Annotated in this window: 10 protein-coding genes; 3 read left to right on the plus strand and 7 right to left on the minus strand. The window is 33.5% G+C overall.

Features of this window, described 5'->3' with window-relative positions; genetic code table 11:
* The first annotated feature begins 2 nt into the window (after window positions 1-2).
* On the plus strand, window positions 3-254 hold the full coding sequence (locus tag RMO03_RS07805; protein WP_309641536.1) for a phosphopantetheine-binding protein: 252 nt from the start codon (window positions 3-5) through the stop codon (window positions 252-254).
* Window positions 254-763, plus strand: coding sequence for a 4'-phosphopantetheinyl transferase superfamily protein (locus RMO03_RS07810; protein ID WP_309641537.1), 510 nt, complete (start codon window positions 254-256; stop codon window positions 761-763). The genes RMO03_RS07805 and RMO03_RS07810 overlap by 1 nt, the downstream gene beginning before the upstream one ends.
* Here the strand turns inward: RMO03_RS07810 and RMO03_RS07815 are convergent.
* Both RMO03_RS07815 and RMO03_RS07820 read right to left on the minus strand, forming a co-directional pair.
* Window positions 734-1,333 (minus strand): 3'-5' exonuclease, encoded by a 600-nt coding sequence (locus tag RMO03_RS07815; protein WP_309641538.1) that lies wholly within the window; start codon window positions 1,331-1,333, stop codon window positions 734-736. The genes RMO03_RS07810 and RMO03_RS07815 overlap by 30 nt on opposite strands.
* Window positions 1,334-1,336: 3 nt before the next feature.
* Window positions 1,337-3,247 (minus strand): DUF294 nucleotidyltransferase-like domain-containing protein, encoded by a 1,911-nt coding sequence (locus RMO03_RS07820; protein ID WP_309641539.1) that lies wholly within the window; start codon window positions 3,245-3,247, stop codon window positions 1,337-1,339.
* 565 nt (window positions 3,248-3,812) lie between these two features.
* Here RMO03_RS07820 and RMO03_RS07825 point away from each other — a divergent pair.
* Window positions 3,813-5,444, plus strand: a complete 1,632-nt coding sequence (locus tag RMO03_RS07825) for a DUF4832 domain-containing protein (RefSeq protein WP_309641540.1) — start codon at window positions 3,813-3,815, stop codon at window positions 5,442-5,444.
* Between the two features lie 68 nt (window positions 5,445-5,512).
* Here RMO03_RS07825 and RMO03_RS07830 read toward each other — a convergent pair whose 3' ends face one another.
* The 5 genes from RMO03_RS07830 to pelF all read right to left on the minus strand — a co-directional run bounded on the left by RMO03_RS07830 (window position 5,513) and on the right by pelF (window position 15,438).
* The gene (locus RMO03_RS07830; protein WP_309641541.1) at window positions 5,513-9,466 is read right to left on the minus strand and encodes a DUF2194 domain-containing protein; all 3,954 of its coding nucleotides are present in this window, start codon (window positions 9,464-9,466) and stop codon (window positions 5,513-5,515) included.
* 1 nt (window position 9,467) lies between these two features.
* Window positions 9,468-11,372 (minus strand): hypothetical protein, encoded by a 1,905-nt coding sequence (locus RMO03_RS07835; protein ID WP_309641542.1) that lies wholly within the window; start codon window positions 11,370-11,372, stop codon window positions 9,468-9,470.
* A gap of 78 nt (window positions 11,373-11,450) precedes the next feature.
* Complete coding sequence (locus RMO03_RS07840) at window positions 11,451-12,188, minus strand: endo alpha-1,4 polygalactosaminidase (protein ID WP_309641543.1); 738 nt, start codon at window positions 12,186-12,188, stop codon at window positions 11,451-11,453.
* A 55-nt stretch (window positions 12,189-12,243) separates the two neighbouring features.
* Window positions 12,244-13,857: a hypothetical protein gene (locus RMO03_RS07845; RefSeq protein WP_309641544.1), complete on the minus strand. Its 1,614-nt coding sequence runs from the start codon at window positions 13,855-13,857 to the stop codon at window positions 12,244-12,246.
* A gap of 39 nt (window positions 13,858-13,896) precedes the next feature.
* Complete coding sequence (gene pelF, locus RMO03_RS07850) at window positions 13,897-15,438, minus strand: GT4 family glycosyltransferase PelF (protein ID WP_309641545.1); 1,542 nt, start codon at window positions 15,436-15,438, stop codon at window positions 13,897-13,899.
* Window positions 15,439-15,535 lie beyond the last annotated feature (97 nt).

The raw sequence follows: 15,535 nt of genomic DNA on the forward strand, positions 1-15,535 counted from the left end.
TTATGGAAAATATAGAAATTATTGATCGGCTCAAACACATTATAAAGCCTTATGTGAATGATCAAAATGCTATGGAAAATCTGACGGAAAGCACCGATTTTATTAGTGATTTGAAAATCAATTCCGCAAATCTTGTTGATATTGTTTTGGATGTCGAAGAAGCATTCAAAATTGATATTGATAACGAATCTATGGAAAAAATGTTAACTATCGATGCAACATTAACCATCATCAAAAGTAAATTAGCACAGTAATGATAGGCAATGATATCATCGATTTAGCATTGGCAAGAAAGGAAAGCAATTGGAAACGTGAAGGTGTTTTGGAAAAGCTTTTTACGTCTTTGGAGCAAGAATCGATTTTAAATGCAGCAAACGCGGAGTTGATGTTTTGGAATTTATGGAGTAGGAAAGAAGCCGCTTATAAAATATACAACCGTCAAACTAAAATCCGGGCTTTTATTCCTAAGCAATTGGAGTGTTTTGATTTGGCATTTATTGATGGCGAATGGCTTGGAAAGGTAATTATTAAAGGTAATGTATACTTTACTAAAACATTAATTACTTCAGATTATATCTACACAACGGCGGTAATTCATTGTGAAGATTTCGACAAAATTGAAGTTGTAAATTCAGATAATATTGCAAAAGATTGGAATGGAATTCCTTATCATATTTTGAACAACAATCCAATATCAATAAGCCATCACGGGCTATATGAAAGAAAAATTACGTTAGATTGTAATGTTCAATCTCGACTTTAATTTCAAAAATAATAACGCAATGGTGTAAGCATCTTCAGACGAAGCATATCGATCACTTTTAGTGACTTTAAATATTTTACACAAATCGTCAATAGAGAATTGTTTGTCGGTAATATCGTTGAGTTTTCGATACATGATTTCGATATCTAAAGCTTCGTTTTTCAATCGACTACAGCCCATTTTATACAAGATTTCATTGATCATTTCTACATCAAAATGAACGCGATGTCCAACTAAAATGGCATTGTCAATATATTCAATAAAAGCCTGTATTGCTTCAGGTTCTCCAAGTTTTGGGAGGTTGCTTTCGATGATAAATTCATTTGACAATCCGTTATCGTGAAGGTATTTGTATTGCAATAAAACCACTTCGAAATAATCCTGCACTACGATGCTGTTATTTTCTACTGCAACTGCGCCAATTGAAAGAATCACATCTTTTGATGGATTCAAACCCGTAGTTTCAGTACTAATTACGACAAATCGTGACGTTTTTTTTTCGAATTTTGAAATGTAGTTTTTCCAAAATTCGGGGTATTCTTTGTTAATATTTTTAATCCAATCGAACATAATTTAAGAAAATTGAGTCAGTTGAAAAGTATCTTTGATGAGTTCTTCGAGTTCTTTGAGCGGATTCAAGGCATTTTTCAAAATTTCTTTGTCTGCTTTAGACAATTCTTCAATGTTGATGTATTGTCCGGAACTATCGTTTTTAAGACCTTCTAAAGTTCTGAATTTACTTAACGTAAGAAACGCATCAGCACAATTCAAAAAGACTTCAGAATGTTTAGGGTCAACCATGGCGAGTTGCTTAAAACGCAAATAAGTATTATTGATTCCTTTGATATTGTTGCTCATAGTAAACAATCTTGCACCATCAATTAAAGGCATTAACGCCCGTGTTTTAATATCGAATTTATCTTTGTTGGCGTCATCTTCTTCGAGATTGAATTTTTTGAAGAAACTCAATGGCGGTGGTTTTCTCAACGCATCATTACCTAAATAATCGAAAAATAAATTGTTCTTTTTGATGTTTTTAAAGATGACGTTTGTGATGGCTTCTTCGATTTTAGTTTCACCAAAAGCAATTTCATAATCGAAGAAAATGCTGCTGATTTCGTTGCTGACTTCGCCTGGTGTATTCATCCAATTTTCATATTGTTTTGTCCAATCGGTAAGCGATTTACACCAAAGCATATTACTCGCAATATGCCCGTTTGGACAGGGCTGATAGCCGACTTTTTCTAAATTGTTAATCGCTTTTTTGGCTAATTTCAGAAAATAATCTTTAACCTCTCTGTATTTTTCCGGAGCTACATCTTCGAATACTAATATATTGTCTTGATCGGTTAACAGCAATTGCTCTTTTCTTCCTTGACTACCAATTGACAGCCACGCAAAACGGGCAGGAGGTGAACCCAACTCGAGTATTGATAATTCGACGCAGCGTTTGATGATGGCTAAATTGATTTCACCGGCGATATTATTAATATGTGTTAAAGGAATATTTTTAGCGATAGAAGATTGAATCATATCGGCCAACTTGGTTCTTACTTTCTTTAAATCCTTAGCATCTTGCGAACGTTTGATTTCTTTGATTAAGATACCTGGATTGCTGGCTTGGGCAACGATTAAATCATGTTCGGCAATTACACCTTTAATAATAGATTTTTCGGAACCATCTTGAGTAACACATAAGTGGCTTACATTGCCTTTAAGCATTAAAAGTTGTGCTTCCGCAAGCGATACATTTTCAGGAACTGTAATAACTGGTGACGCCATAATCTTATCAATTGTAGCAGAAAGTTGGAAACGACCAGTCGCAATTTTAGAACGCATATCGGTGTCGGTTACTATACCAATCGGGAAGTTGTTTTCAGTAATGATTGCGCTAGTTGTAAGGTTGTCAGTCATCATTTGAGCAACGTCTTTAACCAAACTTGAGGCTTCTATTTTTAGCGGTGTTTTGTTGTAAGATAAAGATTGAAAGTATTGTATTTCAGATTGTTGCCCGGTGAAAACTACATTGTCAGAAAGCAATTTTCCTTTATTTTGGTCACTTGGATTATTTGAATTGTAGGCGAAACTCTCTAGTAAAAAGTTTAAAACTTCAGAATTCTGTGCTACAAATGGTCGAAAAGTAGCGATTGGAATGGCGTAAATGACACATTCTTCTCGAGCTTTTGCCGTCATCATATAATTGTTTTTGGCAAAAAACGGGCGCAAACCAAAAACATCACCTTCGATACATTTATTAAGCAGCGTTTCTTCAGCATCTGAAATCACAGATAAATTGATTACACCGGACGCTACCATATAAAAACTGTCATGGAGCACATCATTGATTTGAAAAAGAATTTTATGCTTTTCTAAATTGATTACACGAATGCTAGCCGCCACAATTTTCAATTCATCTAATGACAGATTGTTAAACGGTGGGAATTCTTTTAGAAAATCTGCAATTCGTTCTGCAATAACATTCATATATATTGAAGTTTAAAACTTATTGATAAATTAGTGTTGCAAAAATAAGAAACGTATTGTTGTCGATAGGTACATTTATAGTAAAAAAGTGTATCTTTTTAAATAGTTGAATTAATTATTATAGAGCGCATGAATCATCATGAGCTTAAAAACCTTATTTTACATAATATAAATTATAATTCAAAAAATATAATTTGATTTCATGAATTGTCTTAAATAATGATTTACTAATAAAGTATACAAATAGAAATTAAAAATAGCCATTTGTTAGCCTATAAAACTTAAGATTTCCTTAAAAGCAAAAGTTATAAACAGTTAAAATGCAGATTGTTAAAAAGTTTATTTTAAAAAAAATGCGCTTAATCGTACAAAAAACTCATTTTTATAATAAATTTTCTTACAAATTTATTTAAACCGTGCCGTTCGTCGATTAAATTACATAATTTAACATTTTCAACGGTGTTTTGTGTAGTTAATCTATATAAATTTGTCTCGTTCGTGTTTAGCCCAACAATAACATTTTAAAACTCAAAAATAATTAAAAAGAAATCTTAACCTACAAACTATGAGGAAATACATTACACTTTTGGGATTACTTCTTTATGTATTTGCAAGTGCCCAAACCGCAAACATCACTTATACTGCTTCGAGTGCTGTTATCTCAAATCCGGAACGCGGATTTTATAAGCATACTTCTACCGGCTCTACTTTAAACCAAACCGAGCTTACCAATTACCGTTTAAACAACAACATCACTTTAATATATAGAAACTTTAAATTGGATAATTTTAAAAATACTCCAATTTCAAGTGCTTTTTTGGCTAGTATGCAAAGTGATTTCGACAAAATTAGAAATGCAGGAATAAAATGTGTGATTCGTTTTACTTATTCTAATGACACTGGTGATTCTCCAAAAGATGCTTCAAAAGCTATAATATTGAGTCATATTCTTCAATTAAAGCCAATATTAATTCTTAATGCTGATGTTATTGCTGTGGCTCAAGCCGGTTTTATCGGAACTTGGGGCGAATGGTTTTATACCGATCAAGCAGAGTTTGGAGGATGGGGTTATAATCAAACCAATTTAACCGATATCAATCTCAGCAACCGAAGAGATGTCGTAAATGCTTTTTTAGGTGCTTTACCTTTAAACAGAATGGTTCAAGTAAGAAAACCTACTTTCAAACAAGATTTGTATTCTCCAACGGCATTGGCAAATTCTCAAGCATTCACACAAACCAATTTGGCCAGAATCGGACATCATAATGATTGCTTTCTAGCAACTACTGATGATAACGGTACTTATGACAATGTAACTACTGAGTATCCTTACTTGGCGCAAGAAACTAAATTTTTGCCTATGGGCGGAGAAACTTGTGATATAAATTCACCAAGAACAGATTGTACAACGGCATTATTTGAAATGAATAAATTTCACTGGTCGTATTTAAATTTAGATTATTATCCAGACGTAATCGATGGTTTTCAAACTCAAAATTGTTTTGTAGATATTCAGAAAAAATTAGGATATCGCTTTGAATTAAAAACAGCAGCTTTGCCTACTTCTGTTGCATTAGGAGCAACTTTACCGGTAACCATCAAAATTGTAAACCAAGGATTTGCAGCTCCTTTTAATGAAAGACATGCCTATATCGTTTTGAAAAATTTGTCAACCAATCAAGTGTATCCAATTTTGATGAATACCGACCCAAGAACATGGCTTGGCCCAAATGAAATCACAATTACCGAGAACCTTACATTGCCTGCAAATTTGACAACTGGGAATTATAAAATGTATTTGCAATTACCCGATGCTTCACCATCATTAGCCAACAGACCAGATTATGCTATTCGTTTTGCGAATGAAAGCGTTTGGGAAAGTATTACAGGTTACAATAGTTTGAATCACACTTTAAATGTGACAACTCCAGCTTTGGCTACTGTTGACAATACTAAACTAAACATGACGATTTATCCTGTACCTGCCAACAATGAATTGAACATTGAGTTGGATAACATTCAAGATTATCAATTCACGCTTTATAATTCAATCGGACAAATGATTAAAGTTCCTAGTGTTTCAAAAGACATTAACAAAATTTCTTTAAATACCAATACCTTAAGTGATGGTCTTTATTTTGTTGATTTTACTAAAGGTGCTATTAAAGATACTCGTAAAATAATCATTAAGCATTAATTTTAAAATGACTTAATAAAAAAAGGGATATTGAATTTTCAATATCCCTTTTTTTATATAACTATATTTTATTTTTTCTTTTTATACTTCTTTTTAAAATTATGCTTTATTCCAAACTGAATGGAATTGGAGTAAAATTTAGATTGCTCAAACACTTCTAAATTTAAAGTCAAAGCAGTAAAATCAAACAATTGATACGAAAGCTCTGCATTGACTCGTTCGAAATGACCACTGAAATCATCAAGGAAAGCACCCGCTTCTACTCTACTAGTAAAACTTGGCGTAGTAAACTCCCATCCCAATCCACCGCCACCGTATAAACGATGACGAATCATCCAATATGGATAACCAATAGACAACTCTTTTGAGCCTTGGGAAATTTGAGATTCAATAAAAGGAATGAATTTAGACTTCTTAATGTCTCCTTTATCCAACATTAATCTTAGCGTTAATGCTGCTTCATAGGAATCATCGATATCATCAACTTGAATCGTACCATTAGCCAATTCCGTATATACTTTTCTAGCTAAAGCAATTCGATTTGGATTAATATCCGGCCCTATCGTATCTCTTGAAAGAAATCCTTCGGTATAATAACTTCCTTCTATTGAAATACTGGTATTAATATACTTACCGAAACGTTGGTCTTGATAAAGATTGGTTTGCAATCTATAAATACCTTGATTTAAACCAGGAGCAGTTTCTACCGGAAACATATTGAATGCTGCCGATCTGAAATTTTTATCTTTAGACCTGCTTAATCCAACACCAAATTGATAGTATGGATTGGCAACATTGTCTATTTCTATTCTAGCCCTACTCCAATATTGTGGCTTGTTTTCTTTTAATGGAGTCGTAATTTTATACTCCAATCCCATGACATAATTATCGATGTTGTCCTTATAAGCTTTCTCGGTTAAGTCAATGTCGTAATATTTTGAATAATTGCCACCGATCGAATGTAGATAACCTTTTTTGTCATACAAATTATAAGATATTTGATTTCTTTGAAAAGCCGGATTCTTTTGATTGGTTTCCAAGTATGTTTTAAAATCAATAAAATCACCAACTGCCAAACGGATATCTTTGGTTAATTTCTTTAAAACATCAGGATAAAACAATGCCACATGGTTAGCAATCAAATCTTGTTGCAAATCGATGTCTTCATAAACAACATCGCGGTTTAAGATTTTTCTCAATTCTTCTTTCTCGTATATATTGCTCAACGAATTGGCCAATACCCACGAATCTTTAAACCGCCCTTGTTCGTGATACACATTACTCATAAGTACCGTCGCAATTTCGTCTTCAGGATGTTCAGCGATATATTTCAAATACACCGGCTCTAGCTCTTTGGATTGACCTGATTCTATATACCAGTTCATTTTCGTAACAAAGTCGATTTCAGTACTAAAATCCGACCATTCAATCGCTTTTTTATAATCGCTATTATCGGCAAACAACCAAACTATCGATGTTGCAATATCGGCAAAATCCTGTGTTGGCTTTTTATCTTTCAATTCTACTATAGCTTCTTCAGGATAGTATTGAATCAAATGCTTGATGTAGTTTTTATAATTCTGTGCCGAAGGGTCAACTTGATTCAATGCTTTTAAGACGTTTTTAATTTTGTCTTTATATTCTTCTGAATCAAAAGTTTGATAGTAACTCGTCAGCAATTCTTTGTCATTGGGTGAAACACGGATTTGTTCGCTCATCCATTTTTCTTTTTCAACATCATCCATATAACCAATCAATCGGTCTAGTTCTTTCGAATACATGATGTTGTTTTTAGAACCATACTTTTTCACATGATCTTCATACATTTTCCAAACTTCGGCGTTTTTGTTTTGAGAATCCATGTATTCAATATACTCAGCCCATGCTTTCGGATCTATTTCCGGAGTCGATAGAAGTTTGTTTTTTAAAGCTTCCATTTGCGTTTTGAGCTTTTTGTCATAGTCTTCTGTCCAAACGCCACCTTTGATGAAATTTTTGACATCCAAATTGAATTTAGCAAAATCAGCTTTCACTAGATTATTAATCGCAAGCAGTTGCGCTTTTTCTTTTGGTGTTTTATAATTCAAATCGACTACCGTTAATTTCGGTTTGGTGGAATACACCGAATAAAGATAGCCATCAACAAAAGGCGTTTTAGAAAACAACACCATTTGACTCTTCAATTGATTTTCAATTCTGTCAGCATTGACGGGACTTCCATACATAAACCAATATTTCTTGCTGTCATCGGTTGGATTGATTTCGCTTACAGTATACAACCCATTATTTTGAGGTGTATGACTGTATCGCGAAGCACGCCAATTCATCACTATATTGCCTCCTTTGCCTCCATTCACAAAACGCATTTGCGGATAAGTAGTCGTAAACTGTCTGACAAAATTCTTGAATTCAGGAAAGAAAGCCTTATCAGAATTCTTCGATTTCTTCCAACCTAAACTATACTGATTTCTCAAACTATATCCGGCTGCAGTTTTACCAGCCGTAGAAGGAATTTGAAAGACATCATCGGGATGCACGAAATGTGTCCATATTCCGGTGTATAAATACATCGATTGAATCGTATACTTTTCGTCATCTTCAATATAAAATCCACTTGAAATTCTTGGATAGTCGAAGAAATTTTTCTCAAACGGATCATAATCAAATTCCCGGTCACCGCCATCTTCAAGCTGGCCGATATACAAACTACAAATATATTTTATAGATGGCATCGCGGCTTTCAATTCCTTAATTCCCATTCGATCTATATCATTCGATGGCGGAACATAAGTTACCGGCAAGCTTCCATAGTTGCTGATTTCCCATTTCTTTTTAATTGTGTTCATCGATGTTTCGATAAACTTAGGGTTTTTCCATAAATTTTTAAGCAACGAAACGTGGTTGTAACCGTGAAAAGCCAATTCGTGGCCGTTCTTTTTTACATCATTAACGAGCCAATCCGGTAATGATTCTACTTTATCCTTGAATTTAATTTTTTTAGAATTCCATTGGTCTAGTGTAAATGGAGGCACAATTTTATTTCTATAATCGAAAGTCAACATGGCGGCGTATGGAATTTTAAATTCTTTTGCCAAGTCTTTCATATCGGGCCACCAAACTTTCTGAACAAAATCAGAAGTAGTCATATTCAATTCTGTTTTGACAGGTTCGGCGATAATATCATATTGCGGCGCTGGAAAATCATCAAGAAATATCGTTGCAGTATTGGCAACCGGATACGGAATTCCCTCCAAACCTTTTAAAACTCCGGCAAATAAAAACCCGCGATCCTGTTTCGTGAAATCTCCCGACGTATTGTATAGAATTACTTTTCCTTTTCCAATAGGGTTTTCAATGATGGTTGGGTAATTGGGTTTGTTCGAAGCGGTCGCAAGAATTTTAACTTTAGATGAGAAATTTTGACCAGCAAAACCATATAATAAATAGTTCGTTTCAAAAGATTTTCCTTTCAAGCCCGGCAATATCGGGGTATTAAAATACCATCCTTTTGCTCCAGTATCGGTTGCGTATTCCGCTTCCGGTTTGAAACCGAGTAAAAACGCCATTCTCTTGTCTTCATTCGCAAAAGGTATAAACAACGTTCCTCCCGTGGAAACAAAATTTATCAATACTTCAACTGAAGCGTCGTTTAGTTTTTTGGTATCGTAAACTACAATAACTCTTACCGAAGGGCTAATTTTAAGCGTACTATTCCAATTGGTAACTGTCATTGAATGGAATGGCAATTTGGTATAATCGCACACCTTTCTTATGTCGGCATTGTATTGTTTGCTGAATTTTGAATTGGGATCATAAATCGATTCAATCAAAGGCAATGAACTCATGATGGGCGCATCGTATCTTTTGAAAGCACCTTGCTTTGATTCATTCTTTTTAGTATTGAATAAATCAACACTTTTCAAATCAGACCAATCGTCTAATCCTTCGCAACTGCATATCACGAATGAAAAGACTAATGCCAATCCGTAGTATAAATATTTGGATGTTGGTCTCAATTTCATATTAAAATATTAAATCAGAAATCTTACTTTCCCTTGGTTTGTTTACTATTTCGTATACTTTTAGAATCTTAGTATTGTAGAACAGATTGACTTGTCTGCCTCTATCTCTTAATAATTTAATGTTCTTTACTAATTTTTCTTGGTATTGTTTATTTTGTGCAAAAATATTGTTTTCTTCTTCAGTATTGTCATTTAATACAAAAACTAAAACACTTTTGGAAATAGAATACTGCGGGTTTTTAACCAAGAAATTGGGTTCTTTTAGATGTTTGGTATTGATAGAATCAATTCGTGGATACTCATTTAAAAAGAAATCATAATTCATAAAGAAATGCGAATTGTTACTAATCACTTGCGTTGCCGGGTCATTGACGACACAATACGAATGTTCGAAAAAGGTTTGCGAAATTTTGTCGTAAGCATTTAAAATTTGCTTTGGCGTTTGATCGGAAACGGTCAATGCATTGATGTTTTTCTGTTGGTAATAAAACGAAGCGTAAATCATGGCAACAAATAAAGCACCAACCGTAACAGGGCTAAATCGTTTAAATCTACCCAAACCAAAATTCAAAATTCGAATGATGATTGCGGCGTTTAATCCAATAATAATGGGAAGAAAAACGGATATCGAATTGTTGAGCATGTCAATATCCAACCATTCATTCTTAACAAAAGTCAAAAGAATCAGGAAGTTGAAATATGCGAAAAATATGATGGTAGCGCGCCAATTTTCTTTCTTGAAAATGACCAATAGCATCACTAAAATAAAACCAATACCTGTTGAAATTTGTGCATAACGAATGATTTCACTGTACGGCAATACCAATTGCGGCACATAAGTATAAGAACTAACCGACAGTAAATTATTCTGCATGTATTCGAGTAAATCAGCTCTTTGATAATAACAGGCGTAACTGTAAATCGCATACAAAATCCCCAAAGCAACCAAATAGGCCAAAATTGAAAAGAAGTTGTGTTTTTTGAATTTCATCTTTGTGAATAACAATCCGATGATTAGGAAAGGTGGAATTAATACACAAAGTGTAAACAAATCGGTTAACCCAATGGTTATGAAAATGAATAAAAAGCTAAGGAAATAGCTGGTTTTATTAATCTTCAATAAAGTAGGTTTGATGTAAAAAGCAAAAGCTGGCAAGGCGAATGTCAAGCACAGAAAAGTTGGGTTTCCTTTGAGTAAGAAATACACATTCAATGGTGTTAGAACATATACCAAACTAAAAAAAAGTGCTGCAATGGTTGGCGCAATAAATTTGGATGGCGTTAATTTATTAATCACCCAAAAAATAATAATAGCCAATAATGTTGATTCGAGAATGGCAATTACTTGTAAGGCAATTTCCGGACTAACATCGGTTATTTTTCCGTAGAAATTGACGATGGCCAATTCGGCATCGGTGGCCAATTCGAATGTAAACCAATACTGATTATCGAATTGAATTACTTTATTCAAGTCGTAAATCCAGGCATCTGATAAAGAATAATTGTCGTAAATAATGAAATAATAACGACTCAAAAAAGTAATACCACCGATAAGTATCGTAAGAATTAATAGGAAAGTGTTGTTATTGTTTTCTTTTTTATTTCGATCTAATGAAAACCAGAACCAGAACGATTTTTGGTTTTCAATGTTCCTTAAAAACGTCAATAAACCGGCTCTGATGTGTGTTCTGAAATAGTGTTTAGGGCGTTTAAGATTATCGAGACCAATGACATCAATACCAATGAGTATCGTAAAAACAAAAAAGCAATTGAATAAATTGTAAGCACTTGATTCGACCAATACAAAAATAACCACCACCAAAACACCGGCATATCGGAACCAATTTGTGACAATAAAGTCGAGGAAATTAACGTGATTGGATACGTTGATGAATTTTCTATTCAAGTAGAATAAAAACAGTAATATAACGCAGAGCCTTATAAAACCTAATAATATTGAACTTGTTAAAAACATCATAGCTTTCTAATTAAATTGCGGTATCGTTTGCAAATTGATATTCCCAATAAAATAGTCGAACTTAGAACTTTCCATTCTTTTTTCTATTTGATTGACCAATGCTTTAGAATCGGCATATTCGACAAGAATAAACGGAATGGAATAAGTATTACTAATTGTATTGATGCGATTCATATACGCTTCGTAGTCGCTTTTTTCTCTTAAATTGTATTTTTTATCTTTAAAATCATAAGCCGTTGCAATAGATTCGATGGCAATGATATCAACGTATCGACTTGTTTCTTCGGCTAATTCTAAACCTGCATTTTGCATGAACATCTTTTTAGGATATTTTTCTTTAATCATTTTGATGAGATCAACCACCTTATCTTTTTGTTCTTTTTGCGGGCCGTAAATCGTAAAATTATCGATGTTGTCTAAAAACAAACCGTCATATCCTTGAGCAAAAATTTCATCAACCATTTCCATGACTAACTCGTTGGTTTTCTTTGATTTTAAATCCAAATAATGGCTATTCCATATTTTATTTTTACCCAAAGTATGCTTTTTAAAATCTTTATAATGAATGGAATTTTCATTGATTTCGCCCAGACTAATATAGGCAAATACCTTCTCGTTCTGCGATTTTAATAATTTAATATTACTTACTGTGTAATGCTTCGATTCTAGGATGACATACTGATAACCTTTTATTTGTGCCGGTTTCAATTTTCCATAGCAAAATAACACGGTACTTTTTTTCATATCGCCTTGAAAAGAATTAAAAATTAAAATGAGTGGGAGGATTATAAACAGTATTTTAATACGCTGCATAATAGTAGTAATCTAGGTTTTTAAAATAGTTGATGTTGGCTTTCAAAGTCAGCGCTACAAAAAGAGCTGCTCCGAAAAGCATTCCCACTACGCTGTATTCGTAAGCAAAAAATCTACTTAAAATAAAACCTAAAAATATATTCAGCAAGCAAGCATAAATAATGGCTTTCAATGGTTTTTTTGCTTGTCCCAGTGTAAATAAATACAATGAGTTTAGCATTCCCCATGCTAATAAAACATAACCAATTCCGCCTATTACACAAACTTTAATACTCAATTGAACTAATGTTTCATTAAACTGACCTTCAAATCCCCACGATGCATTGATGATATAATATATAAATACAAAGGCTAATGCACTGGTAACAAAAAGTAATGAAACTTGTTGCCAATACATCTTACGGAGTTGATTGTTAAATACTTCGGGCGTTTTATGATCTGTAATTTTTTGTCCAATATCAATAAATCTTGTGAATGATGCTATACTATATTCTAGGACTCCAGCGAGCAATAAAAAAACTAAAATAGCTAAATCCATCCCCAATTCATAATTTTTTTCAAAATAAACTAAAAAAGGCAGATTTTTGTCGATTCCTGATGACCATGCTAAGATTCTGTCGATGAAGATAAAAACGTAAATAAATATTCCGTAGAAGAAATATTGGTAGTTGTGATAGAGTAAAACTGGGACTTTAATTTTGTTGCCGCTGATCGATTTTTTGTTTTTGGTTAATCGAGAGAAATAAACCATCAAAAATACTTTGGCGATTATAATCGATACTGCGATTCCGATCCAGTGTGTTACGAAGATTAGTAATGGTGTAGTTTCTTTGAAAAAGATAGCGACAGCGGTTCCTGTAAATATCGAAAAGGTAATGACCCAACGTTGTTTGATGGTGTGCAATGGCGCCAGCATCAATAAAAGCATTCCAACAAGAAATGCGTAAGCGAACACTACAAATAAAATTTCATAAGGATAAATATGAAAGAAAAAATTGACTAAAAAAATCGCTGTCAACACAAAGAAGATGGATAACATTCCAATTTTATGTAAGTAATTGATGGTTTTATTGGTCATCATATAATCTTCGTAATTCCAATAAAAAGAGGCTTGCTTACCGATAACTTGCACGAAGCCGCCCGTAGAAACGAGCCCAATTACAACGCCCAACACGACTGCTGTAGATTGAATTTCATTAAACCCAACGAAGGTCCATAATGAATATCCAAACACAATAATTGCGGCGATTTGAATTAATACGGGAAGTAGATGGAAAATACCTAATGAGTAATACTGAATGAAAATTTGCGTTTTCACTCTAAAGTAATCTTTGAGTTGAATCACCTTAGTTTGCGATTTTTCAACCTCAATTTCCTTTTCGTTTTTGGCACCAATATAATATTTGTCGGTAGTCAATTCGTAGAAAACCAACTCTGCTAAATCTTTTATGGAATTGAAACCGAAATCATCTCGGGTATCTTTTTCACGGATGCCTAATGATTCGATAGTAGCTTCAACAACTTCGCTGCTGACTGGCTTACCAATTTTGTCTTTAGTTTTTTCGATTAAAGACTTAATATTTGTAAAATGATTTTCCATTGTAGATTGGGGGTCTATTTTTGGTTAAGTATAAAACATTTAAGATGCTTCCATAGCTTCTTGCTGCATGTGCGAATTTAAGTATATTGGATCTTGCGCTTTTTTATTCATGATAAACTCATAGGCCATTTCATATTCCTTGATAAATTTATCAATCGTAAAATTGTCGATGACTTTCTTTCTGGCATTGGCACCCATTTTGGCTCTTAAGGCATCGTCTTGCAGTAGGGTTACAACACTTTTTCCTAAGGATTCAAAATCTTTTGGTTTACAAATAAAGCCACAAGAACTGTCTAAAGCTTCGGTTACACCACCAACATCTGTAGCAACAACAGGAACACCGCAACTCATTGATTCTAATACTGTATATGGGAAACCTTCAGAAATAGAAGTCAATATCGAAATATCACCTTCGCAAAATAACTGATGTGGTTTGTCATGATAACCTGCTAAGAAGAAATTGTTTTCTAATTTCAATTCTTTAATCAAATCCATACATTCTTTGGTGTATGAAGGTACGGCTTTATTGTCGCCATACACTAAATAACGAACATTTGGAATGCTTCTTTTGGCTACTTCACATGATTTAATCATCGTAATAACATCTTTCAATTCGAAGATTCTAGCCGCAGCAACAACTGTTGGTACATTTTCTAAATGTGCTGGTTTTGGAGCCGGGATAAATAAATCTGAATCGATACCGTTGTAGATTACATCAATTTTATTCGGATGTGCGCCATATTTCTTTTCCCAAGACATGTTAAATTTATTTACCGATAAAATCAAATCTGATTTATAGTAAACCAATTTAGTAATACATTCTGAGAATTTAATCAAAAGGTTTTTCAAGAAAAATGAATATTCCGATGAGTTAATCGCAATCAATCTTTCTCTGATAAAAACACCATGCTCTGTAGCAATAATTGGCGTTCCGTATTTGTATTTTAAAACCAATGCAGGAATCACTGGGAAACCTGAAAGCGTAAGATGCGAAACATCAACCTTAGGAACATCGATGGAAATCGGAATTAAAAAGCGATAAATCCAACGCATACCTACTGTAAAATCATACAAGGTTGCACCGTAATGCCCATCTTTTTCAATGACAGCAGAAACTGTTTCACAGAAACATTTCCACACCACTTGACTTTTCATGGTTTTCTTGTAGTCGTGATTTTGAAAAAACTGCCACATATCGAAAATAGTATCGTCAATTTCTTCAATATCAATACTAGAATCATAAATGTTGTTCAACAATCTTTCGAAAATCGGAATGAATTCTTCAGCAATAACCGATTCGTCTTCCTGTTCTTTTCTGTTGACTGTTTTATAATATTTTTTACCATAACTCAATAATTCTCTTGGCTCTAAAGGTGACCATAAAGGAACTTGAATTACGTTTTTAACGTTGTCGCTCAACTGGTATTTTGATTTTTCCTCAAAATCAGCATTAATAGAATATAACGTGTAATCCACATTCTTTACCTTATTGCAAAGCATGTGTGCCCATGTTGATACGCCACCACCATTGAATGGATAAGTACCTTCCAAAATAAGCATTACATCGTATTTGTTTTTCATAATTTTCTGAGGTTTTAGCTTGGGGCTATTAAACAGATTAGGGATATGTTCGTTGGCAAAGATATTTTCTCTTTGTTTAATAAAAAAAAAAATGCCT

Origin of the sequence: Flavobacterium sp., assembly GCF_031411595.1 — a bacterium.
Taxonomy (GTDB): domain Bacteria; phylum Bacteroidota; class Bacteroidia; order Flavobacteriales; family Flavobacteriaceae; genus Flavobacterium.

Bases quoted from the DNA above. Each gene is read 5' to 3' on its own strand.
- RMO03_RS07805 (WP_309641536.1), top strand. From the start codon at position 3: ATGGAAAATATAGAAATTATTGATCGGCTCAAACACATTATAAAGCCT.
- RMO03_RS07810 (WP_309641537.1), top strand. From the start codon at position 254: ATGATAGGCAATGATATCATCGATTTAGCATTGGCAAGAAAGGAAAGC.
- RMO03_RS07815 (WP_309641538.1), bottom strand. From the start codon at position 1,333: ATGTTCGATTGGATTAAAAATATTAACAAAGAATACCCCGAATTTTGG.
- RMO03_RS07820 (WP_309641539.1), bottom strand. From the start codon at position 3,247: ATGAATGTTATTGCAGAACGAATTGCAGATTTTCTAAAAGAATTCCCA.
- RMO03_RS07825 (WP_309641540.1), top strand. From the start codon at position 3,813: ATGAGGAAATACATTACACTTTTGGGATTACTTCTTTATGTATTTGCA.
- RMO03_RS07830 (WP_309641541.1), bottom strand. From the start codon at position 9,466: ATGAAATTGAGACCAACATCCAAATATTTATACTACGGATTGGCATTA.
- RMO03_RS07840 (WP_309641543.1), bottom strand. From the start codon at position 12,188: ATGAAAAAAAGTACCGTGTTATTTTGCTATGGAAAATTGAAACCGGCA.
- RMO03_RS07845 (WP_309641544.1), bottom strand. From the start codon at position 13,857: ATGGAAAATCATTTTACAAATATTAAGTCTTTAATCGAAAAAACTAAA.
- pelF (WP_309641545.1), bottom strand. From the start codon at position 15,438: ATGAAAAACAAATACGATGTAATGCTTATTTTGGAAGGTACTTATCCA.